The 23,595-nt window shown below is 69.6% G+C and carries 24 protein-coding genes; 16 read left to right on the top strand and 8 right to left on the bottom strand.

The features are described 5' to 3' along the window. Positions 1-1,052: 1,052 nt before the first annotated feature. Positions 1,053-2,513 carry an SDR family oxidoreductase gene (locus AB0M36_RS08655; protein ID WP_364154474.1) on the bottom strand — a complete coding sequence of 487 codons (1,461 nt, stop codon included), beginning with the start codon at positions 2,511-2,513 and terminating at the stop codon, positions 1,053-1,055. Positions 2,514-2,593: 80 nt separating this feature from the next. Between AB0M36_RS08655 and glyA the strand changes: the two genes are divergently transcribed. The 13 genes from glyA (at position 2,594) to AB0M36_RS08590 (ending at position 13,664) form a co-directional block, all read left to right on the top strand. After that, positions 2,594-3,883 (top strand): serine hydroxymethyltransferase, encoded by a 1,290-nt coding sequence (gene glyA, locus AB0M36_RS08650; protein ID WP_364154472.1) that lies wholly within the window; start codon positions 2,594-2,596, stop codon positions 3,881-3,883. Then, on the top strand, positions 3,880-4,383 hold the full coding sequence (locus AB0M36_RS08645; protein WP_364154469.1) for a hypothetical protein: 504 nt from the start codon (positions 3,880-3,882) through the stop codon (positions 4,381-4,383). The genes glyA and AB0M36_RS08645 overlap by 4 nt, the downstream gene beginning before the upstream one ends. A gap of 210 nt (positions 4,384-4,593) precedes the next feature. Beyond that, the gene (locus AB0M36_RS08640; RefSeq protein WP_364154466.1) at positions 4,594-4,827 is read left to right on the top strand and encodes an AtpZ/AtpI family protein; all 234 of its coding nucleotides are present in this window, start codon (positions 4,594-4,596) and stop codon (positions 4,825-4,827) included. Between the two features lie 20 nt (positions 4,828-4,847). Further along, positions 4,848-5,630, top strand: a complete 783-nt coding sequence (gene atpB / locus AB0M36_RS08635) for a F0F1 ATP synthase subunit A (RefSeq protein ID WP_364154463.1) — start codon at positions 4,848-4,850, stop codon at positions 5,628-5,630. Between the two features lie 70 nt (positions 5,631-5,700). Next, positions 5,701-5,943, top strand: a complete 243-nt coding sequence (locus AB0M36_RS08630) for an ATP synthase F0 subunit C (RefSeq protein ID WP_364154460.1) — start codon at positions 5,701-5,703, stop codon at positions 5,941-5,943. Between the two features lie 24 nt (positions 5,944-5,967). After that, on the top strand, positions 5,968-6,516 hold the full coding sequence (locus tag AB0M36_RS08625; protein ID WP_364154458.1) for a F0F1 ATP synthase subunit B: 549 nt from the start codon (positions 5,968-5,970) through the stop codon (positions 6,514-6,516). After that, positions 6,513-7,334: a F0F1 ATP synthase subunit delta gene (locus tag AB0M36_RS08620; RefSeq protein ID WP_364155388.1), complete on the top strand. Its 822-nt coding sequence runs from the start codon at positions 6,513-6,515 to the stop codon at positions 7,332-7,334. Before AB0M36_RS08625 ends, AB0M36_RS08620 begins: the two co-directional genes overlap by 4 nt. 81 nt (positions 7,335-7,415) lie before the next feature. Next, positions 7,416-9,065, top strand: a complete 1,650-nt coding sequence (gene atpA / locus AB0M36_RS08615; RefSeq protein ID WP_364154455.1) for a F0F1 ATP synthase subunit alpha — start codon at positions 7,416-7,418, stop codon at positions 9,063-9,065. Positions 9,066-9,068: 3 nt separating this feature from the next. Beyond that, positions 9,069-9,998 carry a F0F1 ATP synthase subunit gamma gene (locus AB0M36_RS08610; protein WP_364154452.1) on the top strand — a complete coding sequence of 310 codons (930 nt, stop codon included), beginning with the start codon at positions 9,069-9,071 and terminating at the stop codon, positions 9,996-9,998. Next, a complete protein-coding gene (gene atpD, locus AB0M36_RS08605) occupies positions 9,995-11,440 on the top strand; it encodes a F0F1 ATP synthase subunit beta (protein ID WP_364154449.1) in 1,446 nt (481 codons plus the stop codon). Before AB0M36_RS08610 ends, atpD begins: the two co-directional genes overlap by 4 nt. A gap of 300 nt (positions 11,441-11,740) precedes the next feature. Further along, positions 11,741-12,793 carry an LCP family protein gene (locus AB0M36_RS08600; RefSeq protein ID WP_364155387.1) on the top strand — a complete coding sequence of 351 codons (1,053 nt, stop codon included), beginning with the start codon at positions 11,741-11,743 and terminating at the stop codon, positions 12,791-12,793. A gap of 112 nt (positions 12,794-12,905) precedes the next feature. Beyond that, a complete protein-coding gene (locus AB0M36_RS08595) occupies positions 12,906-13,187 on the top strand; it encodes a F0F1 ATP synthase subunit epsilon (RefSeq protein WP_364154446.1) in 282 nt (93 codons plus the stop codon). A 9-nt stretch (positions 13,188-13,196) separates the two neighbouring features. Further along, positions 13,197-13,664 carry a DUF2550 domain-containing protein gene (locus AB0M36_RS08590; protein WP_364154444.1) on the top strand — a complete coding sequence of 156 codons (468 nt, stop codon included), beginning with the start codon at positions 13,197-13,199 and terminating at the stop codon, positions 13,662-13,664. Between the two features lie 94 nt (positions 13,665-13,758). Here the strand turns inward: AB0M36_RS08590 and AB0M36_RS08585 are convergent, their stop codons facing one another. Both AB0M36_RS08585 and AB0M36_RS08580 read right to left on the bottom strand, forming a co-directional pair. After that, a complete protein-coding gene (locus AB0M36_RS08585) occupies positions 13,759-14,670 on the bottom strand; it encodes a hypothetical protein (protein ID WP_364154442.1) in 912 nt (303 codons plus the stop codon). A 28-nt stretch (positions 14,671-14,698) separates the two neighbouring features. Beyond that, the gene (locus AB0M36_RS08580; RefSeq protein ID WP_364154440.1) at positions 14,699-15,277 is read right to left on the bottom strand and encodes a cob(I)yrinic acid a,c-diamide adenosyltransferase; all 579 of its coding nucleotides are present in this window, start codon (positions 15,275-15,277) and stop codon (positions 14,699-14,701) included. Between the two features lie 41 nt (positions 15,278-15,318). Between AB0M36_RS08580 and murA the strand changes: the two genes are divergently transcribed. Together murA and AB0M36_RS08570 are read left to right on the top strand one after the other, a co-directional pair. Beyond that, a complete protein-coding gene (gene murA, locus AB0M36_RS08575) occupies positions 15,319-16,605 on the top strand; it encodes a UDP-N-acetylglucosamine 1-carboxyvinyltransferase (protein ID WP_364155385.1) in 1,287 nt (428 codons plus the stop codon). A gap of 23 nt (positions 16,606-16,628) precedes the next feature. Beyond that, positions 16,629-17,168: a hypothetical protein gene (locus tag AB0M36_RS08570; protein WP_364154437.1), complete on the top strand. Its 540-nt coding sequence runs from the start codon at positions 16,629-16,631 to the stop codon at positions 17,166-17,168. A 15-nt stretch (positions 17,169-17,183) separates the two neighbouring features. Here AB0M36_RS08570 and AB0M36_RS08565 read toward each other — a convergent pair whose 3' ends face one another. After that, positions 17,184-17,540 (bottom strand): hypothetical protein, encoded by a 357-nt coding sequence (locus AB0M36_RS08565; protein ID WP_364154435.1) that lies wholly within the window; start codon positions 17,538-17,540, stop codon positions 17,184-17,186. Between the two features lie 136 nt (positions 17,541-17,676). Between AB0M36_RS08565 and AB0M36_RS08560 the strand changes: the two genes are divergently transcribed. Then, positions 17,677-18,534: a 3-hydroxyacyl-CoA dehydrogenase family protein gene (locus tag AB0M36_RS08560; RefSeq protein WP_364154432.1), complete on the top strand. Its 858-nt coding sequence runs from the start codon at positions 17,677-17,679 to the stop codon at positions 18,532-18,534. Positions 18,535-18,538: 4 nt separating this feature from the next. Here AB0M36_RS08560 and AB0M36_RS08555 read toward each other — a convergent pair whose 3' ends face one another. The 4 genes from AB0M36_RS08555 to AB0M36_RS08540 are packed head-to-tail and all read right to left on the bottom strand — an operon-like array spanning position 18,539 to position 23,554. Then, positions 18,539-19,321 (bottom strand): ABC transporter permease, encoded by a 783-nt coding sequence (locus tag AB0M36_RS08555; RefSeq protein WP_364154429.1) that lies wholly within the window; start codon positions 19,319-19,321, stop codon positions 18,539-18,541. Beyond that, the gene (locus tag AB0M36_RS08550; protein WP_364154426.1) at positions 19,318-20,172 is read right to left on the bottom strand and encodes an ABC transporter ATP-binding protein; all 855 of its coding nucleotides are present in this window, start codon (positions 20,170-20,172) and stop codon (positions 19,318-19,320) included. The genes AB0M36_RS08555 and AB0M36_RS08550 overlap by 4 nt, the downstream gene beginning before the upstream one ends. 15 nt (positions 20,173-20,187) lie before the next feature. Further along, a complete protein-coding gene (locus tag AB0M36_RS08545) occupies positions 20,188-20,922 on the bottom strand; it encodes a hypothetical protein (RefSeq protein WP_364154424.1) in 735 nt (244 codons plus the stop codon). Next, the gene (locus tag AB0M36_RS08540) at positions 20,909-23,554 is read right to left on the bottom strand and encodes an FtsK/SpoIIIE domain-containing protein (RefSeq protein WP_364154421.1); all 2,646 of its coding nucleotides are present in this window, start codon (positions 23,552-23,554) and stop codon (positions 20,909-20,911) included. Before AB0M36_RS08540 ends, AB0M36_RS08545 begins: the two co-directional genes overlap by 14 nt. Between the last annotated feature and the right edge of the window lie 41 nt (positions 23,555-23,595).

Genomic DNA, 23,595 nt, shown 5'->3' with positions numbered 1-23,595 from the left:
TGCTCGCGGGGTCTGGGTGCAAAGCTTGATCTTCGTTACCAGCAGGACTCCGCGTGCTATTGGGTATCGTCGCTCGGGACTGTCAAGATCACGACGTTTGCGTCAACGGGGAACATTCGCGACGCTTTCGAGTGCACGGACCTCTGATTGTAAGGGGCGATTCTTGTCGCTTAGTCTCCCCGTCCGCGCTCGTTGAATCCTCGAAGACGCATTCTGACGAGTGAGGCAATGGAGTCGAAGTGCATGCGGTGGCCTGCAATTCGGGGGGCAGGGCTCATCGCCCTGTCCCCCGCTCCTGCTCGCCCGAGTGCCGCGGAGGCTCGCGGTTAAGGGCGAGCTCGGTGCTTAGTCCCAATGGAATCCAGCAGAGTGCGTAGCCGCGCTGACGGTAGTGGCTGGCGCAGGCCATCGAAAACACCGCCAGACGTAATGTTTGCATTGGAAGCGAACGGCCGGTGCGGTGAACAGCCGTCTGATCTCGGGTACGGTAAAGTCGATCATCATGTGCTCGCCGGAGCTGCTTCCCTTTTTGCGGTAAGAGATTGCGACGGCGAGCCGGGCGTGTGCGGCCATCGACAAGGTGATGTGCGCGTACCGGGCTTTCGCCAGCCACGGACCTGGTATTCGCCGAGGACGGCGGTCTTCTTGGCTTGCTAAGCATTCCTCGATGGTCCAGCGGCTAAGGGTGATGCGGGCCTAGGTTTATCAGCCGGGTGCGGCAAGGTCCGTGGCAGCCTTGATAGGCGAGTTCGGCCGTGCTGATGGTGCGTTGGACGAGCGGCCGCCAGTGCCCGCGAACGGGTCGCCAGAACACCCGGATCGGCATTCGCGCACCGTGGTATTCGCGGGCCTCGTGAGCGCCTGACGCGGCCGAAATATTAGACCGGGCCCTGCAGCGCGGCGGCGCCGCAACGTCGCCGATCGTTGCATCAACTGGCTCGCAGCAATGATGCGACCTAGCCGTACGCACGAACAAATATCTCTTTATAGTTGAGCCGCACGTACCCGGCTGCATCCTGCTCGGGATCAAACCACGATGCGAGAAACGCTCCCTAAATCTGCTCGGCGTTCCGGGCGATGTTGCGGGCCATGCCGCTGAAGATGACGCCGTGGAAGGGCAGGACGCTGGCCCAGTACGCGTGCCCGGCCAGCCCTCGCGGCACGAACAGTGCCCGTTGCCGGTAGACGCTCGTGCCGCCCGGGCACGGGGACGCGGACATCTCGAGCCAGGCCCGGCCGGGAACTCTCATCTCGGCGCGGAGCCGCAGCAGTTCACCGGGCCGGATCTCCTCGACGCGCCACCAGTCCAGCGCCTCGCCCACATAGAGGCGGTGCCGGTCCCGGCGGCCGCGGCGCAGGCCCACGCCGCCGACCAGCCGGTCCAGCCAGCCGCGTACCGACCAGGCGAGGGGGAAGGAATACCAGCCGTTCTCGCCGCCGACGCCCTCGATGATCCGCCACAGGGCGTCCACGGGCGCGCCGACCTCGCGGCAGCGCACGTCCGTGTAGATGGTGCCGCCCGACCACGTCGGGTCGCTCGGCAGCGGTTCGGCGGCCGCGTCCCCGCCGGACGCGGTGGACCATCGGGTCTCGACCTCGGCGTCACGAATTTTTCCGAGGGCCAGGCGGACTGCCTGGTCGAAGCCGAGGAAGGAGCCGAGGGACTCTCCCGGGACGAGCTCCGCGAAATCGTTCTCGTGCGCGACGGCCTCGTGGATCAGGCTGCCGACCAGCGGCCGGGCGATCGTGTTCGGGACCGGGGTGACCGCGCCGACCCAGTGCGAGGAAAGCCAGGGGCTCAGTGGCCGCAGCGGCACGATGATCCGGCGGCGCAGGCCTGCCACACGGGCGTAACGTTGCATCATCTCGGCGTACGTGAGCACGTCGGGGCCGCCCAGATCGAAGCCGCGGTTGACGTCGGCCGGCAGGTCCGCGGCCGCGATCAGACACCGCAACATGTCGCGGACGGCGATCGGTTGGATGCGGTTGCGCACCCAGCGCGGCGTCACCATGATCGGCAGTCGCTCGGTCAGATAGCGCAGCATCTCGAACGACGCCGAGCCGGAACCGATGATCACCGGCGCGCGCAGCACGGCGGTCGGCACGCCGCTGTCGAGCAGGATCCGCGCGACCTCGGCCCGCGAGCGCAGGTGCGCCGACGGCTTCTCGTCCGCCGGCGGCTCCGGACCGCCCAGGTAGACGATCCGGCCGACGCCCTGCTCGGCGGCAACCCGGGCGAAGTTGTGGGCCGCCTCCCGGTCCCGGCGCTCGAAGTCGCGTTGACCGAGCGAGTGGACGAGGAAGTAGGCGACGTCGACGCCCTCGAGCGCGGGGCCCAGGGACGCCGAATCAGACAGATCGCCCTCGACGATCTCGGCGCGGGGCGTCCAGGGCACGTCCCGCAGCCGGCCGGCGCTGCGCGACAGCGCGCGGACCTCGTGCCCCGCGTCCAGGAGCCGGGGTGCCAGCCGGCCGCCGATATAGCCGGTGGCCCCGGTGACCAGACAGCGCATAACCCACACAGTGCCCCAGGTGGGGGTGGATAAGCCATATGCTCGTATTCCGGCGATGAGGCCGACGTGAGGAGCGCGCCATGGACACGTTCTGGGGTCCGGACTTCTCCGCGCTGCGGCGCGAGGACCCTGAGATCGCCGAGGTGATCTTGGGTGAGCTCGAGCGCCAGCGTGGCGGCCTCCAGCTCATCGCCAGCGAGAACTTCACGTCCCCAGCCGTCCTCGCGGCGCTGGGCTCGACGCTGACGAACAAATACGCCGAGGGCTACGCGGGAAAGCGTTACTACGGGGGTTGTGCCGAGGTCGACCGTGCCGAGGAGTTGGCCGTCCGGCGCGCCACGGACCTCTTCGGCGCGGAGCACGCCAACGTCCAGCCGCACTCAGGGAGCTCGGCGAACATGGCCGCGTTCGCCGCCCTCGTGCAGCCCGGCGACCCGGTGCTGGCCATGGACCTGCCGCACGGCGGCCACCTCACCCACGGCAGCAAGGTCAACTTCAGCGGGAAGTGGTTCCACCCCATCGGCTACCGGGTACGCCGCGACACCGAGCTGATCGACTACGACGAGGTGCGCGACCTCGCCCTGGCGCACCGTCCCAAACTGATCGTCTGCGGCGCCACGGCGTACCCGAGGCTCATCGACTTCAAGGCGTTCCGGGACATCGCCGACGAGGTGGGCGCCTACCTCATGGTCGACGCGGCGCACTTCATCGGGCTGGTCGCGGGGCGGGCGGTGCCCTCGCCCGTACCGTATGCCGACGTGGTGTCCTGCACCACCCACAAGGTGCTCCGCGGTCCCCGAGGCGGCATGATTCTCTGCCGTGAGAGTCTCGCCGCGCGCATCGACAAGGCCGTCTTCCCCTTCACTCAGGGCGGGCCGCTGATGCACGCCGTCGCCGCGAAAGCGGTCGCGCTGCGGGAGGCCTCGCTGCCCGACTTCCAGGGGTACGCCCAGCAGGTGGTCCGCAACAGCCAGGCGCTGGCCTCCGGGCTGGCCGCCGAGGGCATGCGTCCCGTCTCCGGCGGCACCGACACCCACCTTGCCCTGGTCGACCTGCGCGACCTCGGGGTGAGCGGGCGCGACGCCGAGGAGCGGTGCGACCGGGCGCGGATCACGCTCAACAAGAACGCGATCCCGTTCGACCCGGAGAAGCCGATGACCGCTTCCGGCATCCGGGTCGGCACGCCCTGCGTCACCACGCAGGGCATGCGCGAGGGGGAGATGCGGCAGATCGCCGGGCTGATCGCCGCCGCCGTGCGCGCCGATCCGGCGACGGCCAGCGGGGCGGGCACGCTGCGCGACTCCGCGGACGAGGTGAGTGCGCTTGTCCGGCGCTTCCCGGCGTACGCGGGGGAAGGTGTGCCCGCATGAAGAAGTCGCAGCGTGAGGACGTCGTGCCGGAGCAACGGTCCGAGTGGGACGACTATGTGCCCGAAGAGGAAGAAGAGAACCTGGGGCCGCTGCCGGACCTGCCGCCGCTGCCCGCCGATCCACGGTGGCGGGTGGAGCACCTGCCCCTGCTGACGGCGTTCTCCTTCGCGCTGATGATGTGCGCGGCCTCGGTGGGATTCCTCACCTCCGGCGTGCCGGCGGCGGTCGGCGCGACGGCCGGCGTCGCGATCGTGACCGTCAGTTACACAATGTCGACGCTCGTGCTGGCCTGGGCCGACACCGTTCGCCCGGCACTGCTGATGCCGCTCGGTATCACCACATACGTGGTGAAGTACTCGTTGCTCGGCGTAATCCTGGCATTTGTGATCTCCTCGGAGTGGCGGGGGCGCAGCGCGCTCGGCTGGGGCGTCGTCGCCGGGGTCATGGGGTGGACAGCCGCGCAGGTCTGGTGGGTGGCCCGGCTCAGCAAACGCCGGTGATCTATCGCACCGGCGTTGTGCCACGTCATCGCGCCTTTCGTGGGTTTTGATCCACGAATCGGTGACGGGAACGCGGCAAAGGTGTCCGGTTCTCGCGAAGGGGGAGTACCGTGCATGGCTAGCTGCGAGACCCCTGACGCCTGGACAACTGCGGTTGTGCGGGGGGTCTCGCCTCGCCGCGTTTCGCCGACTGATATCGTTCGGGCCGTCATGACCGGTCAAGAACCCCCAGGCAAGCCCCACGGCGACGACAGCCCATCCCCACCCAATTCGGGCTCGGGTATGACGGCGCTGTCCTACCTCATCGCGGGCATCTTGGTCTGGGGCCTGGTCGGCTGGCTGGTCGACCGGTGGCTCGGCACTGGGGGCATCGCGACGGGCGTCGGCGTGGTGCTCGGTGCCGCGGGCGGGGTCTACCTCATCGTGCGCCGTCTCGGCGCCTGACGCGACATGGAAGGGCAAAGGTGACCGAGCAGTCGACGATCCTCGCCGCGGAGTTTCCACCGAGCATTCAGGACTTCTTCCCGCCGAGCTTCGCCGGGGGCACTGACAACCCCTGGTTTACGAAGATCACCCTGATGCTCTGGATCGCCACGGCGGCGGTCATCATCTTCTTCCTGGTCACGTACCGGAACCCCAAGATGGTGCCCACCAAGCGGCAGTGGATCGCCGAGTCGATCTACGGCTTCGGACGCAACGCGATCGCCAAGGAAATGATCGGCCCGGACGGGGTGCGCTTCGCGTCCTACCTGACGTCGCTCTTCTGCTTCATCTTCATGATGAATCTGTTCGCGATTCTGCCGTTCTTCCAGATGTCGCCGAATTCGCACTTTGCGTTTCCGGTCGTGCTGGCCGTGATCAGCTACCTGCTATTCAACTACGTCGGCATTCGCAAGCATGGGCTCGGCAAATACCTGAAGACGGCGATGGTTCCGCCGGCTCCGTGGTACATCCTGCCCCTGCTGGTGCCGATCGAGTTCGCGTCGACGTTCCTCATTCGGCCGTTCTCGCTCTCGGTGCGACTCTTCGCCAACATGTTCGCCGGGCACATGCTGCTGCTGGTGTTCACGCTCGGCGGTTTCGCCATGATCAATGCCAACGCCTGGCTGGCCCCGGTCTCGGTGCTCTCCTGGCTGCTCACCATCGGGCTGACGTTCCTGGAGTTCCTGGTCATCTGCCTCCAGGCCTACGTCTTCACCGTGCTGACCGCGAGCTACGTGCAGGGTGCGCTCGCCGACTCGCACTGAAAGCTTTCGGAGTTCCACACCGTTTGTCGTCCCGCGTGAACGCCACGCGAGATACCAGGAGGAATCTGTAATGGGTGTTGACATTCTTGCCGCCGTTGAGGGCAGCACCGCCGCCATCGGCTACGGCCTCGCCGCCATCGGCCCCGGCATCGGCGTGGGCCTGGTCTTCTCGGCCTACATCCAGTCGACGGCCCGTCAGCCCGAGTCGTCGCGACTGACCCTGCCGTACGTCTGGATCGGCTTCGCCGTCATCGAGGCGCTCGCGCTGTTCGGCATCGCCTTCGGCTTCATCTGGATGGGCCCGATCAAGTAATTTTCGGCCTCGTTGGGAGGTGTCATGATCACCACTATCTTGGCCGCTGAAGGCGGGGAACACGAGATTAACCCGCTGCTTCCTGTGTGGCAGGAGATCGTTCTCGGGCTCGTCGCGTTCGGGCTGCTCTGCTTCGTGCTGATGAAGTTCGTCTTCCCGCAGATGGAGAAGATGTTCCAGGCGCGGGTCGACGCGATCGAGGGCGGCATCAAGCGCGCCGAGGCCGCTCAGGCCGAGGCGAGCGGGCTGCTCGAGCAGTACAAGGCACAGCTCGCCGAGGCTCGTACCGAGGCCGCGCGGATCCGCGACGAGGCCCGTGCCGACGCGGAGGGCATCCGTCAGGACGTTCTCGGCAAGGCCCGGGAGGAGTCCGACCGCATCATCGCGGCCGGTCGCGAGCAGCTCGCCGCCCAGCGCGAGAGCATCGTGCGCGACCTGCGTGCCGAGGTCGGCACGCTCGCGGTGGACCTGGCCAGCAAGATCGTCGGTGAGTCCCTCGCCGACGAGGCGCGCACCCGCGGCACCGTCGACCGGTTCATCACCGAGCTCGGCGCCGGTACGGGCGGGCGCTGATGGCGACCGTCAACCGGGAGTCGTACGCCGCCGCCGCGGAGAAGTTGACCGCGGGAACGCAGACGGACACCGCCGCACAGCTCGCCACGACCGCCGACGAGATCCTGTCGGCGGCGCGGCTGCTGCGTGGTGAGCCGCGGCTGCGGCGCGCGCTGACCGACCCGTCGCGTTCCGGTGCCGAGCGGGGGGAGCTGCTGCGCTCCCTGCTCACCGGCAAGCTCGGTGCGACTGCCGTGGACGCGCTTGCAGTGCTGGCGTCCGGCCGCTGGTCGGCGCCGCACGAACTGCTCGACGCCACGGAGCGGCTCGGGGTCGACACCGCGCTGGCGGCGGCCGAAAAGGCCGGCCGGCTGGCCGATGTCGAGGACGAGCTGTTCCGCTTCGGGCAGGTCGTCTCCGGTAGCCCGCAGCTTGCGGTCACTCTCAGTGACCCGACTGCGCCGGTAGATCGGCGGGCTAAGCTTGTCGAGGACCTGCTGACGGGCAAGGCCCAGACGGGGACGCTCCAGCTCGTGCGGGTCGCGCTGGAAGGACTCGGCGGCCGGAGCTTCGAGACGTCGCTCAGCAAGCTCGTCGAGCTGACCGCTGCCAAGCGTGACCGCCAGGTCGCGTATGTCACGGCTGCGAAGGTGCTCGACGACGCCGAGGAGCAGCGGCTCGCCGCGAAGTTGTCCGACATCTACGGTCGGCAGGTCTCGCTGAAGGTCGATGTGGATCCGAGCATCATCGGCGGCATCAGCGTCCGTGTCGGCTCTGACCTCTACGACGGCACGATCCTGCGGCGACTCAACGAAGCCCGGCAGGCGTTCGCTAAATAGTTTCTTCCCCTCGGTGGCGGCGACGTCCCGAGCACGCCCTCGGCGGCGGCGACGCCCCGAGCCGACTAGAGAAGGCAGAGGATGGCCGAGCTGACCATCTCCTCGGACGAGATCCGGGGGGCGCTAGAGCGCTACGTCTCGTCCTACACGCCCGAGGTCTCCCGTGAGGAGGTCGGCATCGTCTCCGATGCGGGCGACGGTATCGCGCACGTCGAGGGTCTGCCCTCGACGATGGCGAACGAACTGCTCGAGTTCGAGGACGGCACCCTCGGTGTCGCCCTGAACCTCGACGTCCGCGAGATCGGCGCCGTGGTCCTGGGTGACTTCGCCGGCATCGCGGAGGGCCAGCAGGTCAAGCGGACCGGCCGCGTCCTCTCGGTCCCGGTCGGCGACGCCTACCTCGGCCGCGTGGTCGACGCCCTGGGCAACCCGATCGACGACCGCGGCGAGATTCCCAACGAGGGCTTCCGCGAGCTGGAGCTGCAGGCGCCGAACGTCATGGCGCGCCAGCCCGTGAAGCAGCCGCTGCAGACCGGCATCAAGGCGATCGACGCCATGACGCCGATCGGCCGCGGCCAGCGCCAGCTGATCATCGGCGACCGCAAGACCGGTAAGACCACGGTCGCGCTCGACACGATCATCAACCAGCGCGCCAACTGGGAGTCGGGCGACCCGGAGAAGCAGGTTCGCTGCATCTACGTCGCCATCGGCCAGAAGGCGTCCACCATCGCCAGCATCCGCGGGACGCTGGAGGCGCAGGGCGCGCTGGAATACACCACCATCGTGGCCTCGCCGGCGTCCGACCCGGCCGGCTTCAAGTACATCGCGCCCTACACTGGCTCGTCCATCGGACAGCACTGGATGTACGCCGGCAAGCACGTCCTGATCGTCTTCGACGACCTGACCAAGCAGGCCGAGGCCTACCGCGCGGTGTCGCTGCTGCTGCGCCGCCCGCCGGGCCGCGAGGCGTACCCGGGTGACGTCTTCTACTTGCACAGCCGCCTGCTGGAGCGCTGCGCGAAGCTCTCCAACGAGCTGGGTGGCGGCTCGATGACCGGCCTGCCGATCATCGAGACGAAGGCCAACGACATCTCGGCCTACATCCCGACCAACGTCATCTCGATCACCGACGGCCAGATCTTCCTCGAGTCGGACCTGTTCGCCTCGGGTGTGCGCCCGGCCATCAACGTCGGCACCTCGGTGTCGCGGGTCGGCGGTTCCGCGCAGGTCAGGGGTATGCGTCGGGTCTCCGGCCGCCTGCGCCTCGACCTGGCCCAGTTCCGTGAGCTGGAGGCCTTCTCGGCCTTCGCCTCCGACCTGGACCGGGCGTCGCGGGCCCAGCTCGAGAAGGGCGTCCGCCTGGTCGAGCTGCTCAAGCAGCCGCAGTATTCGCCGCTGTCCGTGGCCGAGCAGATCGTCGTGATCTGGGCCGGCACCACCGGCCAGCTCGACGACATCCCGGTCGGCGACGTGCGCCGCTTCGAGGCCGAGTTCCTGGACTGGGTCAAGCGGCACCGCAGCGACACCTTCACCGCCATCGAGGCCGACGGCAAGCTCGAGGACGAGCAGGTCGAGGTCTTCGAGAAGGCCGTGCAGGAGTTCAAGCCGCTGTTCAAGCAGGGCGCGACCACCGGCGGCCCCAACGAGGCGCCGGCTCAGCCGCTCGCCGAGGGCAGCGAGAGCCGCGAGACCGTCACCCGCGAGGTCCGGTCCTCCACGGACGAGAAGTAAGCCATGGCCGGTCAGGTACAGGCCCTCCGGCGGCGCATCCGCACCGTCCGGTCGACCAAGAAGATCGCCAAGGCGCAGGAGCTGGTCGCGACCAGCCGCATCGCCAAGGCTCAGGAGCGGGTCACCGCCTCCAAGCCGTACTCGGAGGCGATCACGCGGGTCCTCACGGCGCTGGCCTCCAACGCGTCGGTGGACAACCCGCTGCTGCAGCCGCGTGAGCGGGTGCGGCGTGCGGGTGTCCTGCTGATCACCAGCGACCGGGGCCTGGCCGGCGCCTACAACGCCAACGCGATCCGCACCGCCGAGCAGCTGATGTCCCGGCTGCGGGCGGACGGCAAGGACGTGGCGCTGTACATCGTCGGCCGCAAGGGCGTCGGGTACTACAAGTTCCGCAACCGGCCGATCGAGACCAGCTGGACCGGTTTCTCCGAGCGGCCCTCCTTTGAGGACGCCCGGCGGATCGGCGAGTCCCTGCTGGAGGCGTTCGTCGCCGGCGCGGACGACTCGGACGCGAACCACGGCCCGGACGGCATCCAGGGTGTGGACGAGCTGCACATCGTCAGCACGCAGTTCAAGTCGCTCATGACCCAGGCGGCGGAGGCGCGTTTCCTGGCGCCGATGCAGGTCGAGGACCGTGAGCGGGAGCCCGGACTGCGGCCGGCGTACGAGTTCGAGCCCGAGGCCGAGGAGTTGCTGAACGCTCTGCTGCCGAAGTACCTCAACACGCGGATCTACGCGGCGTTGCTGGACTCGGCGGCGAGCGAGTCGGCGTCGCGGCGCCGGGCGATGAAGAGCGCGTCGGACAACGCCGACGACCTGCTCAAGCGGTACACGCGGGAGATGAACTCCGCGCGCCAGGCCGCGATCACCCAGGAAATCAGTGAAATCGTCGGCGGCGTCGAGGCGCTGTCCGCAGCGGGAAGTGATGTGTGATGACTGCTGTAGCTGAGCCCACCAAGACGGAGACCGGTGTCGGCCGCGTCGTCCGGGTCATCGGCCCGGTCGTCGACGCGGAGTTCCCGCGGGACGCGATGCCCGCGATCTTCAACGCGCTGCACGTCGAGGTGACTCTCTCCGAGGGCACCAAGACGCTGACCCTCGAGGTCGCCCAGCACCTGGGCGACAACATGATCCGCGCCATCTCGATGCAGCCGACCGACGGTCTGGTCCGCGGCGCCGAGGTGAGCGACACCGGCGCGCCGATCTCGGTGCCCGTCGGCGACGTCACCAAGGGCCACGTGTTCAACGCCCTCGGCGAGGTCCTCAACGTGGACCCGAGCTCGATCCAGGTCACCGAGCGCTGGCCGATCCACCGCAAGCCCCCGGCGTTCGCGGACCTCGAGCCGAAGACCGAGATGCTGGAGACCGGCATCAAGGTGCTCGACCTGCTCGCGCCGTACGTGCGCGGTGGCAAGATCGGCCTCTTCGGCGGCGCGGGCGTGGGCAAGACGGTGCTCATCCAGGAGATGATCATCCGTGTCGCCCGCAACTTCGGCGGTACGTCGGTGTTCGCCGGCGTCGGCGAGCGCACCCGTGAGGGCAACGACCTCATCCTGGAAATGGCCGAGGGCGGCGTGCTCGACAAGACCGCGCTGGTCTTCGGCCAGATGGACGAGCCGCCGGGCACCCGCCTGCGGGTCGCCCTGACCGCGCTGACCATGGCGGAGTACTTCCGGGACGTCCAGAACCAGGAGGTGCTGCTCTTCATCGACAACATCTTCCGGTTCACCCAGGCCGGTTCCGAGGTGTCCACGCTGCTCGGCCGCATGCCGTCCGCCGTGGGTTACCAGCCCACGCTGGCCGACGAGATGGGCGAGCTCCAGGAGCGCATCACCTCGGTCCGGGGCAAGGCGATCACGTCGCTCCAGGCGATCTACGTGCCCGCCGACGACTACACCGACCCGGCGCCGGCGACCACGTTCGCCCACCTGGACGCGACGACCAACCTCGAGCGGTCGATCTCCGACAAGGGCATCTACCCCGCCGTGGACCCGCTGGCCTCCAGCTCGCGGATCCTGGCGCCGGAGTTCGTCGGCGCCGAGCACTACGCGGTGGCCCGTGAGGTGCAGCGAATCCTGCAGAAGTACAAGGACCTGCAGGACATCATCGCCATCCTCGGCATGGACGAGCTCTCCGAAGAGGACAAGGTCACGGTGCAGCGGGCTCGCCGCATCGAGCGCTTCCTCTCGCAGAACACGTACGCCGCCGAGCAGTTCACCGGCGTTCCGGGCTCGACGGTTCCGCTGAAGGAGACCATCGAGGCCTTCAAGAAGATCAGCGAGGGCGAGTACGACTCGTTCCCCGAGCAGGCCTTCTTCATGTGCGGTGGCCTCGAGGACCTCGAGAAGAACGCGCACGAGCTCATGAAGGGCTGATCTGCAGCCTTGCGTCACGGGGCCGCTCCGACTCAGGTCGGGGCGGCCTCGCGCGTTTCCTCGTGACCGTTATGTCCGTTGTCTCGGCGGCGGCGTCGTCATCGGACGTGAAGGTTTCTTGCCTTGTTCGGATATTCTTTGGCGATGCCGGTGGCACGGCCCTGCGATCATGGTTGCTTTGGTCGCGGGTGAGGACCATCGACGACGGTTGGGGTACGGGTGGCGAAGAGCGAGAAAACCAAGTCCAAGCGGCGTTCGCCGCTCTGGGCGCGGCTGTGCGCGATCTTCGGGTGCGTGCTCATGGTCCTCAGTGGCGGCGCGCTGATCACGAGTCAGGCACTCGTCGCCCGCTACGCCGGCGCGGTGGAGACCAAGGACCTTTTCGGCAAGGCCGCGGTGGGCGCGACCAAGGAGCCGGTCAGTGATATCAAGGGCCCCCTCGACATCCTGCTCGTGGGCATCGACCCGCGCGACGCGTCCTCCCCGCCGCTGTCCGACTCGATCATCGTCGTGCACATCCCCAAGGACCTGAAGCAGGCGTATCTCTTCTCCATCCCGCGCGACCTGCGCGTGGAGATCCCGCCGTTCCCCAAGGGCAACTTCGCGGGCGGCACTGACAAGATCAACTCCGCGATGTCGTACGGCAGCCGGCTCGGCAACGGCAAGTACGACGCCGCTCAGGGTTTCGACCTGCTCGCCAAGACGGTCAGCAAGCTCACCGGCATCAAGGAGTTCGACGCCGGGGCGATCATCAACTTCCACGGCTTCAAGGACATCGTCGACGCGATGGGCGGCGTCACCATGACGATCGACCAGAACGTGAAGTCGGAACACCTGAAGCCGGACGGCAAGACCCGCGACCGCCGGCCCGAGTGCGCCGACCACAGCTGCGAGCACCCGTACATCGGGCCTCAGGCCGAGTACAAGAAGGGCACCTACCACCTCGAGGGGTGGCAGGCGCTCGACTACGTGCGCCAGCGCTATGGCCTGCCCCGCGTCGACTACGACCGTCAGCGGCACCAGCAGCAGTTCATCAAAGCCATGGCCGAGCAGGCGCTGAGCAAGAACGTGGTCACCAACCCGATCAAGCTCGACCAGGTGCTGCGGGCGGCGGGCGACGCGCTCATCTTCGACGGCAATGGCCACAACGTGGTCGACTGGGGTCTCGCCCTGCGCAACCTGAGGTCCGACGACATGACCCTGGTGAAGCTGCCGGGCTCGTCGCTGACCTCCGGAGGAAGCTACCTCGGCGAGCAGTTCGACGCCTCCGCGGAGGAATTCTTCGCCTCGGTCCGGAACGACTCGGTAGCGTCGTTCCTGGTCGACAACCCGGGTTTCCTGCAGAAGCTCTGACCGATCGCGGAGAGTGGCGGTTGCCACCCGGGGCACCGGCGTGTCACCCGGTGCGTTTAGACTTCTACCCCAGAGGAATCGCGAGGTTCCGCGGGCTTATCAAGGAGACAGCGTGGCCAAGCCGTTGCACGTTCAGGTCGTCGCCGTCGAGGAGAAGGTCTGGTCCGGCGACGCCGAGATGGTCGTCGCGCGCACCACCGAGGGTGAGCTCGGCGTCCTGCCCGGCCACTCGCCGCTCCTCGGCCTGCTCAAGGAGCCGTCCCAGGTGCGCGTGAAGCTCGCGGGCGGTGAGCAGCTCACCTACGACGTCGCCGGCGGCTTCCTCTCCGTCGACGCGGACGGCGTGACGGTCCTCGCCGAGAGCGCTACCGCCGCCACCCCCGACGCGCACTGACGACGCGCGATGCGGGTTCTGGTGACTGTTGGAATCTGCGTCCTCGCGCTGCTCGTCCTCCTCTCCGCCGTCTTCTTCCGCCGCCGGTTGCTTAACTCCGGCGGCGGCACCATTCGCCTTCAGGTCCGGGTCAGCACGATGGTGCCGGGCCGGGGCTGGTCGGCGGGGATCGGCCAGTTCGTCGATGACGAGCTGCGTTTCCACCGGTTCTTCAGCTTCGCCGTCCGACCCAAGCGCGTCCTCGACCGCCGCGCGATGATCGTGTGCCGCCGCCGGCTGCCCGAAGGCCCCGAGCGGCTGACCATGCCCGGGCACTGGGTCGTGCTGGTGTGCCGCCAGGCCGGCATCGACCTCGAGATCGCCATGGCCGAGTCGACCGTCACCGGCTTCCTCTCCTGGCTCGAGGCAGGGCCACCCGGCCAGCCCGGCAGCGTCGCCCCGCGCCCGGCGATCACCCCCCGCCCGGCCGAAAACTGACCTCTGCCCGGCGATCACCCTCCCGCCACCGAAGCTGACTCTCGGCGGCGATCGGTCCGCCCCCGCCGAGAAGTCCGCGCTCGCTGCGGGCTCGTCAGAATGCGGCGAGGACCGCGAGGCGCTCCGTGGCGAGGCACGAGACCAGGCAGCGTTCCTTGGCGTCGTTCATGAGCCGACCCGTCCACGTCGTGAAACCGCCGTCCCCCAGCTCAACCACCTGGGTTCCGTCATCGGCGGTGATCCGCAGCGCCGCATTGGTGTAGTAGCCCCGCCCGCGCTCCCGCCCCGGATCCTCGACCACGGGCACCGCGGCGGCCGCCCCGGTGAGGGCCGGCAGGACCGTGTCGTGGAAGCGCTCACGAACGACGGGGCTGTCCATGACCGTGACGTGCAACCGCGAGGCGACCCCCGGCACCAGTTCGGCGAGAACCCTCTGCCAGAAGCCGAGATGCAAGACGAGCAGGCGTGCCTCGGTCGCGCCCGACCCGCCGTCGCGGGCGCTGGACACCAGCGTGAAGAGACGGAAGTGCGCCGACCTTCCCGCCCCGAAGTCCTGCGCCCGCAGATTCCGATGGCTGGCGGCCACGTGCACCTCACCGCCACCAACGCGCCGGCGGGCGGCCTCCACCGCCAGCGCGTTGGAGGCGTCGCTGAGGACCTCGGAGCCCCGGATCGTCGCGACGATCCTGTTCTGGCTCACTGGCGCCACGGCTGAGCAGGTGCCAAGCGGCACCACCGGCGACAACTCGACGCCGTCGAACTCCGCCGGCAGGAGCTGCCAGATCCGGGCCTCCACGGCGGCCACCGCCCGCGGGTCGCAGGCGGCCGGGCGCACGAACCGGTCTTCGCGCCAGCGGCGCATCAGATCCGCCGGCTTCACCGTCGCGGCCCGGGCTCGCGCTACGGACAGGAGCAGGGTCTGAAGGTCCGTTCCGGGCAGCTTGGCAAGCGCCTCACGAGTGCCCTCCGGCAGATGGGCCCACACCCGCTGCTCGGCCGTCGACATCCGCGGCTCAGGAGGCGGTGCCACCGGCTCAGGAGGCGGTGCCACCCGGGACCCATTTGATGTCGCCGGTCGGGCCGTTGGCCGTACGGGCCAGGATGAACAGCAGGTCCGACAGCCGGTTCAGGTATTTCGCGGGCAGCGGCCCGGTCCGCTCCGGATCGGCCTCGACCAGTGACCACGCCGAGCGTTCGGCGCGCCGGGCCACCGTGCGGGCGACGTGCAGCAGGGCGGCTCCGGGCGTGCCGCCCGGCAGCACGAAGGAGTCGAGCGCGGGCAGCTGCTCGTTGTATTCGTCGCACCAACCCTCGAGGCGGGACACGTACGTCTCCTTGACCCGCAGCGGCGGGTACGGCGGGTCGTCGCTCAGCGGGTTGCACAGGTCGGCGCCGACGTCGAAGAGGTCGTTCTGCACGGCGGTCAGGACGCTGCGGATGTCCGGTGCCAGGGCGCCGAGCGCGAGCGCCACGCCGAGCGCGGCGTTGCACTCGTCGACGTCGGCGTACGCGGAGATCCGCGGGTCTGTCTTCGCGGCCACCTCGTTGTTGCCGAGGCGGGTCGATCCGGCGTCGCCGGTGCGGGTGTAAATGCGGGTGAGATGCACGGCCATGGCCCCCACCCTACGGAGGTGGCCGGGACTCGCCCCATACGATTGCCCGCGTGGATGTCATCAGGGTCAAGGGCGGCGCGCGTCTCAGCGGCGATGTCACGGTGGTCGGCGCCAAGAACTCCGCTCTCAAGCTGATGGCGGTCGCGCTGCTCGCCGAGGGGCACAGCGTGGTGGCGAACGTTCCGCGGATCACCGATGTCGCGATCATGGGCGAGGTGCTGCGCCGGCTCGGTTGCGACGTGTCGTTCGACGGCGGCGAGGCGCTCATCGACGTGCCCGCCGAGCCCGGCAGCGAGGCGGACTACGACCTGGTCCGGCGCCTGCGGGCCTCGATCTGCGTGCTGGGGCCCCTGCTTGCCCGCCGGGGCTACGTGCGGGTGGCGCTGCCGGGCGGTGACATGATCGGCTCCCGGGGCCTCGACATGCACGTCTCAGGGCTGGCGCGGCTGGGCGCGGAGATCTCCGGTGAGCACGGCTTCGTCATCGCCTCCGCGCCGGCCGGGCTGCGCGGATCGAGGATCTGGCTCGACTTCCCGAGCGTCGGCGCCACCGAGAACATCCTGATGGCCGCGGTCCTCGCCAAGGGCGTCACGGAGATCGACAACGCGGCCCGGGAGCCGGAGATCGTCGACATCTGCCAGATGCTCACCACGATGGGCGCGCGCATCGAGGGCGCGGGCACGTCGACGCTGACGATCGAGGGCGTCGACGCGCTCAAGCCGGTCCGGCACGCCACCGTCGGCGACCGGATCGTCGGCGGCACCTGGGCGTACGCGACCGCGATGACCCGCGGCGACGTCACCGTCCATGGCGTACGCCCCGAGTACCTCGAGATCGCCCTCGACAAGCTGGTCTCGGCGGGCGCGGTGGTGGAGCCGGGCGACAACTGTTTCCGCGTACGGATGGACGACCGTCCCAAGGCCGTCGACATCGTGACCCTGCCCTACCCGGGTTTCGCGACCGACCTGCTGCCGATGGCGTTGGGCCTGGCGGCGGTGAGCTCCGGCTCGTCGTTGATCACCGAGAACATCTTCGACGGCCGGTTCATGTTCGTGAACGAGATGGTGCGGCTGGGTGCGGACATCCGTACCGACGGCCACCACGCCGTGACCAACGGCCGTGAGCGGCTCTCCGGCGCTCCGGTGCGGGCGACCGACATCCGGGCCGGTGCCGGCCTGGTGATCGCGGGGCTGTGCGCCGACGGCGTGACGGAGGTCGGTGAGGTGCACCACATCGACCGGGGCTACCCCGATTTCGTCGCGGACCTCGCGAACCTCGGCGTCGAGGTGGAGCGCGCCGTGGTCACCGAGCCGACCTTCGACTTCTGACGACAGCCCACTAGGATGCCTCGATGATCATGAATAGCGCCGGGGATAGTAGCGGGATGTCGTACGGGGGAATGCCTGACGCCCAGCAGCGGCCGAGGCCGCGGATGGTGGAGATCGGCGCGAGCCTGCTCGCGATCATCGGCGTGTCCGGCGTCGGCCGGGTCGCCTACGGCGTGCTGGTCAACCTGTCCGAGGACGGCTGGAGTTCCGGCGCCCGCGCAATTTTCCTGGTGCTCAACTCGATCACGCTGGTCTTCTCGGTGTTCCTGCTGGTGCTCGCCGATCAGGTGCGGCGGGGCAGGATGTGGGCCTGGATCGTGAGCCTCGTGATGCTGTCGTTCACGATCCTGTTCGCCGGATTGGCTCTGCTCATCACCGTGGTGAACGGCGGTTTTCCGTTGCTCGGCGCCGGTGTCGTGGCGGCCTCCCTGGGCGCGCTGCTGGTGCTGACCGTGCCGCGCACGGTCCGCGGCTACATTCTGCGCAAGCCGGTCCCGGCGGGACCGATGCGGGCAGGGGCCGCGCCGGGATATCCGTGGGGGCCTGGCCACCCGCCGGCATAGGCACTGCCGCGACGGTCAGAGCGCGGGGGAGCCGCCGACCAGGCGCCGGGCCTCCTCCACAGCCTCGGGGAAGACGAGCACCAGTAAGCGGCCGTCCGGACGCGTCGCCGAGGTCGAGCGGATCCCGGCCGCTCTGAGCAGCACGCGGATCTCCTCGGCGATGACCGGGTCGCGGGTGGCCGCGGCGGGACACAGCAGTCCGTAGTCCTCCCCGTGGTCGAAGATGGTGAGGCCGTCGTAGAGCTCCCGCAGCGGGTCCTCGCCGGCCCGGGTCCATTGCAGGCCCATCCGCCAGAAGATCGCGCCGAGGAAACCGACGAGTGCGACGGCGATGAAGGGCCCGAGGAGGTACCAGCCGTCGCTTGGTGGCATGGGCACAGTCTGGCAAAGGCGGGACCGGTTTTCCGGGGATTTGCCCCGATAGAGAGCCCTGAGCCTGCGTTCAGCGTTCCCGCTAGTCTGGGGGCACGCTCGACGACGAGTGAGACACACAGAAGGAGAGGCACACATGGCGGGTCGGCTCGCGGTCATCGGCTCCGGTCTGATGGGTTCCGGTATCGCCCAGGTGGCGGCGCAGGCGGGATGGCAGGTCACCATGCGCGACCTGGACGAGTCCTCGCTCCAGCGCGGCGTCGCGGCGATCAGGGACTCCCTCGGCCGTTTCGCCGCCAAGGGCAAGATCACCCAGGAGGACGCCGACGCCTCCCTCGCCCGGGTCACCACCACGACCGAGCTGGAGGCGGCCGCCGACGCCGACGTCGTGGTCGAGGCCATCTTCGAGCGGCTCGAGGTCAAGCACGAGGTCTTCCGGGCCCTCGACAAGATCTGCAAGCCCGGCGCCGTGCTCGGCACCAACACCTCCGCCATCCCGATCACCCAGATCGCCGCGGTCACCGAGCGTCCGGAGTCCGTGGTCGGCATCCACTTCTTCTCGCCGGTGCCGATGATGAAGCTGGTCGAGCTGGTCCGCGGCTACCAGACCTCGGACGAGACCCTGGCGGCCGCCCGCAACTTCGCCGAGGAGGTCGGCAAGACCTGCGTCGAGGTCAAGCGGGACGTCGCCGGCTTCGTCTCCAACCGGCTCTTCTCCGCGCTGCTCGTCGAGGCGATCAAGCTGGTCGAGTCGGGCGTGGTCTCCGCCGCCGACCTGGACACGGTCATGAAGCTGGGCTTCGGCCACACCATGGGCCCGCTCGCCACCCTGGACATGACCGGGCTCGACGTCATGCTCAACGCCGCCGGCAACATCTACCGCGACACCGCGGACGAGAAGTTCTTCCCGCCGGAGCTGCTGCAGCGCATGGTCACCGCGGGCGACCTCGGCCGCAAGACCGGCAAGGGCTTCTACACGTACGAGAAGAAGTGATCGCTTAGCCGTCGCGCTTGGTGGTCCATCGGAACGTGGTCAGACACAGGACGAGGGCCACCAGGCACCACGCACCCAGCACCAGCGCCACCATCGGCAGGTTGTAGGAGCCGCCGGGCTCGCTCGTGCCGAAGGAGGCGGGCAGGAAGACCGAGCGCAGGCCCTGACACATCCACTTCAGCGGGAACACCGAGGCCACGTTCTGCATCCAGGCGGGCAGTTCGGTGAAGACGAAGAACACCCCCGAGGTGAACTGCAGGATCAGTGCGACCGGCGTGACCACCGCCGGGGCGCTGCGGCCGGTCCGGGCCAGCGACGAGAAGGCGATCCCGCAGAGGGTGCACGCGGTGATGCCGAGCGCGCAGACCCACAGGAACGTCAGCCACTTCCCGACGGTGTCCGGCAGCTCCACGCCGAAGAAGAGGGTCGCCACGATCAGCAGGATGACCGTCTCCAGCACCGCGATGAAGCCGACCATCAGCACCTTGCCGGCGAAGTAGACCCACCGCGGCATGGGCGTGCCGAGCAGGCGCTTGAGCACCCCGCGGTCACGCTCCATCGGAATCTGGATGGCCAGCGCCTGGAAGCCGGCGGTCATCAGCCCGGTCGCGATCATGCCGGTCACGAAGTACTGGGTGAGGTTGACCCCGCCGCCGATGTCGGCCTTGAAGATCGACCCGAACACGATGATCATGATCACCGGAAACGCGAGCGTGAACACCACCTGCTCGCGGCTGCGCAGAAACTGCCGGACCTCCAGCGCCCCCTGGCGAAGACCCAGTTTCATGACGCTCCGATCATGTCCAGATAGATGTCCTCAAGCGTCGGCCTGGTCACCGTCAAGCCCGGTACCTCGCCGCCGAACCGCTCGGCCAATTCGTTGACCAAGGCCGTTGGCGTCTCACTCTGCTTGCGCTCCCAAACCCCTTCAGGGGTACGCCAGGAGACGGTCGCCAACGCGGCGTCCCGGTTACCGAGGCGCTGCGGGGTGTCCACAGCGACCAGTCGCCCGCCGGCGATGACGGCGACCCGGTCGGCAAGTGCCTCCGCCTCTTCCAGGTAGTGCGTGGTGAGCACGATGGTGGTGCCGGTGGCGGCGAGATCGCGGATCAGGCCCCAGAACTCGCGGCGGGCCTCCGGGTCGAAGCCGGTGGTGGGTTCGTCGAGGAAGAGCAGCTCCGGACGGCCGACGATGCCGAGTGCCACATCCAGTCGGCGTTTCTGCCCACCGGAGAGCGTATGGGTGCGGGCGCGGGTCTTCTCGGTGAGGCCCACCCGCGCGATGACCTCGGCGGGATCGTCCGGCTCCGGATAGAAGCGGGCGAAGTGCGAGACCACCTCGCCGACGGTCAGTTCGTCGAACTCGCCGGTGCCCTGCAACACGATGCCGACCCGGGTGCGCCACCGCTGCTTCGCCTCGTTGTCGACGCCCGGATCGATGTCGAGGACCCGAACCTCGCCGCCGTCCCGCTTGCGGTAGCCCTCGAGGATCTCGACCGTCGTGGTCTTCCCGGCGCCGTTGGGGCCGAGCAGCGCGAAGATCTCGCCGCGCGCGACCGTGAGGTCGAGGCCGTCGACCGCGGGCTTACCCCCGTAGACCTTGCGCAGGGCCCTGACTTCGATCGCGGCGTCCCCCATGGAGGGGAGCGTAACTCAACGCGTCGAAGCGAAGGTGACCGATAGTAGGGTCGCCGCGACCATGCCGCCGAGCAGCGTCAACCCGATCCCGCCGATGTCCAGGCGGGCGTGCAGCCGCCGGTGCGCGAAGAGCGCGCCGACCGGCACCCCGGCCGACGGCGCGATCAGGAACGCCAGCCAGCCGAGTCCCCGGATCACGGCCGCTCCGGGCAGGGTTGAGCTGCCGACCGTCACCAGCCCGGCCGCCACCAGCCCGGTCAGGGCCGCCACCAGCGCGCCGACCACCGGCAGCAACGGAAGCACCCAGCGGGGCAGGGCGCGGCGCTCGGCCGGGCGTACGGTCACATCGATGCGTTCCGCGGCCCGCGCCAGCAGGGTCCGCGCCGACTGGCGCGGCGCCGGTGCCATCGCCGTGGAGCCCGAGCGCTCCAGCGCCACCCGCGGCAGCGCCTCGACCGCCGCGGGCTCGGGCACCTCGCCCAGCGCCCGGACCCGCATGCCGGGCGCCCGCCGCAGCTGATCCCACAGCCGGCCGGCCTCCCGGTCCACGTCGAGCACCTGGGCGGCCGCCGCGCCCGCCCAGCGGTCGGCGGCGACCGCGTCCCCCTCCGCCCGGGCGAGTTCGCCGGCGGCCTGGGCGGCGCTCGTCTGGTACGCCTGCTCGGCGTTCTCCAACTCGGTGTCCCGCCGCCGGGCGACGTCGGCGAGCGCGGTCATCATGAGCTGGTAGTCGCGGTCACGTGTGGTCACTGTTCACCTCGTACGGGATGATCACTTCCGGATGGCGGTGCACCGAGCGGTCGAAGAACAGCGCCCTGCGCTTGCGCGGGTACCAGAGCGGGCCGCCGGGCTGCGGCGAGAGCGGACTGAGTTCGGGGCCCTGCACATCGAGGGCGACCCAGGCGCCGATCGTGTCCAGCCGGGCGCCGATGCCGCCGAGGTCGTCGCGCATGCGGGCCACCGAGCGCCACCAGCCGAGCACGTGCAGCCTCCGCTCCGGGCCGTCCGCGAGCACGGCGCGCAGCCGCTCTCGATACGCCGGACCGGCCGCGTCGAACGCGTACCCGATCAGGTAGTGCGGAATGCCGTCGGGCGTGAGCCCGGCGAACAGATCGTCGAGGTCGCCGAGGCCGAACCAGTCGGCCTGGGGCAGCTCGGCGACCAGCCGGGCGGCGGGCCGCTCGGCGCTCGCGTCGAGGCAGGCGATGCTGAACCGGGCGGGCCCCTGTGCCGCGAGCGACAAGGCCGCCGCCGCTAGCACGTCGCAGGCCTCGTCGGTGCGGGTACCGAGCACCGCCAGGTTGCGCCCCGGCATCCGGCCCAGCCGCAGCCGCGCCGGGCGGGCGGCGACGTCGATGCGCTCGCCGAGCACCGCGCCCGGCGACGAGCCGACGTCCGCGCTGCTGTCCGGCACCCGCCCCGCCGGCCGGTACGCCTCCGGCAGCCGCGGCACGGCGTCGCCGTCGAAGAGCCTGGGCGGCACGCAGGTCTCCGGCCGCTCCTGCCAGAGTTTGCGCTGCAAGGGCCGCCAGACCGAGCGGTCGCTCGCATCGGGCAGGCGCACGACGTGGTTGGCGCCGGCGACCCCGGAGTCGGCGTTGACGACCGCGTGGAAGCGGGGGATGACAGCGGCGGCCAGGTTGGCGTCGGCCAGGATGCGTCTCGCCTTGGGCAGCGCGATCCGCAGCGTGAACTGTCCGATCAGGCCGGAACGACCCCACAGCGCCTCGATGCCGGACACGTCCTGGCTGGCGAGCACCAGGTGGATGCCCTGCGACCGGCCGCGGCGGGCGAGGTCCTCCAGCAGCGTGACGGCCTCGTCGGCGAGGGGGTCGCGGCCGGCGAGCAGCACCTGGAACTCGTCGATCACCGCGACGATCCGGGGCCAGTGCCCGCCCGGGTCCTCCGCGCGCAGCTCGGCGAGCTTCGTGGCCTCGTACCGTTTCGCGGCCTGGGCCCTCAGGCGCAACTCCTCGCCGAGGTGGCGCAGCATCGCCAGGCCGAACTCGCGGTCGCCGTTGACGTTGATGCCGGCCAGCCGGACCTGCGGCAGCCAGCTCGGGTCGCGCGGGCCCGGCGTGAACCGGGCGAAGGACACGCCCTCCTTGAAGTCCAGCAGATAGAGGGCGAGCTCATCGGGGCCGTAGCGGGCGGCGAGCGAGCCGATCCACGCGTAGATCAGGTTCGTCTTGCCCGATCCGGACGGCCCGCCGATCAGCGCGTGCGGCGGATCGTCGCCCAGCGGCACGGAGACCAGCGAGCCGTCGGTGCTGTCGCCGATCGGTGCGACCAGGCCGTGCGTGGAGGACTCGGTCCAGGTCTTCTCGGGGGTGAGGTCCGCGAAGCGCGCCGGGGGAGGTCCCTCGCGCAGCCGCTCCGCGGTGGTCCGGCAGAAGGCCGCGATCCGCTCCGCCGGTGGCGGAGTGTCGAGGCGGACCAGCAGGCCGCCGGTGGTGTCGCAGGAGGCCGTCTCGCCGCGCACCGCGATGCGCTCCACGGTGGGGTGCGGCGCGAGCTCCAGACCTCGGACCACCAGGTGTACGCCGCAAGCCACGCCGGTGCGCACCACCCGGTCGAGCTGGGCCCGCTGGGCGTCGCTCAGGTCGCCGGTGCGATCGGGGTCGAACAGCAGCACCACCACCCGCCACGGCTCGGGGCGCGTCCCGGTGCTCGCCGCGGTGAGGTCTGCCAGGGATACGTACTCGCCGGCCAGCACGCTCTCGTTGACCCGGCAGATGTGCTCGACGAGGTCGTCGAGCATCGCACCGAGGCCGCCGGGGCTGACGAACGACAGCATGCCCGCGTTGCCGAGCGGCGCGAACGCGGCCAGCGTCCCGCCGAGCTGCTCGGGGTCGTAGACGCTGAGCCGGATGTCGCCGGGGCGGGTGGTGCCGAGCGCGCGCAGCAGCAGGCCGGAGACGACGCCGTCCACGGCCGCGGGATCACCCAGCACGTTGACGTGCGCGTGGTCCAGGAACGGCACCAGGGCGGGCAGCTTGGTGCGCTCCTCGCCCGCCTCGTACGCGACCGTCCCGATCCGCAGCATCCCGGGCCGGCCCACCCGGTCGGGCTCGATCGGCGTCCAGTAGCGCCATGACGTCCCGGCGGCGCCCGAAGCGGTCAGCGCCGCGAGCGACTCGACGTTGCGGGTGAGGCTGGCGGCCTCCGCCTGGGTGCGGCGCAGGATGTCCTGACGCGCGCTGTCGCGGGCCTCGGCGAGCTGGGCGAGACAGGTCGCGTAGGCGTCCCGGATCAGCTTCTTCCGGCGCTGGGCCTCGCTGCGGGCCGACTCGGCGGCGGCCAGCACGGCCCGGGCGGTGCCGCGCGCCTCGGCCAGTTCCTGCCGGACGACGGCGACCAGCGCGTTGCGGTGGCTACCCACTCAACCCCCCGGAATCCACGTGGGGGGATTTTAGCCACTTT

Source organism: Actinoplanes sp. NPDC051346 (assembly GCF_040682215.1).
Lineage (GTDB): Bacteria > Actinomycetota > Actinomycetes > Mycobacteriales > Micromonosporaceae > Actinoplanes.
Note: the sequence above shows the minus strand (reverse complement) of the source record. Positions and strands in the feature narration are given on the sequence as shown.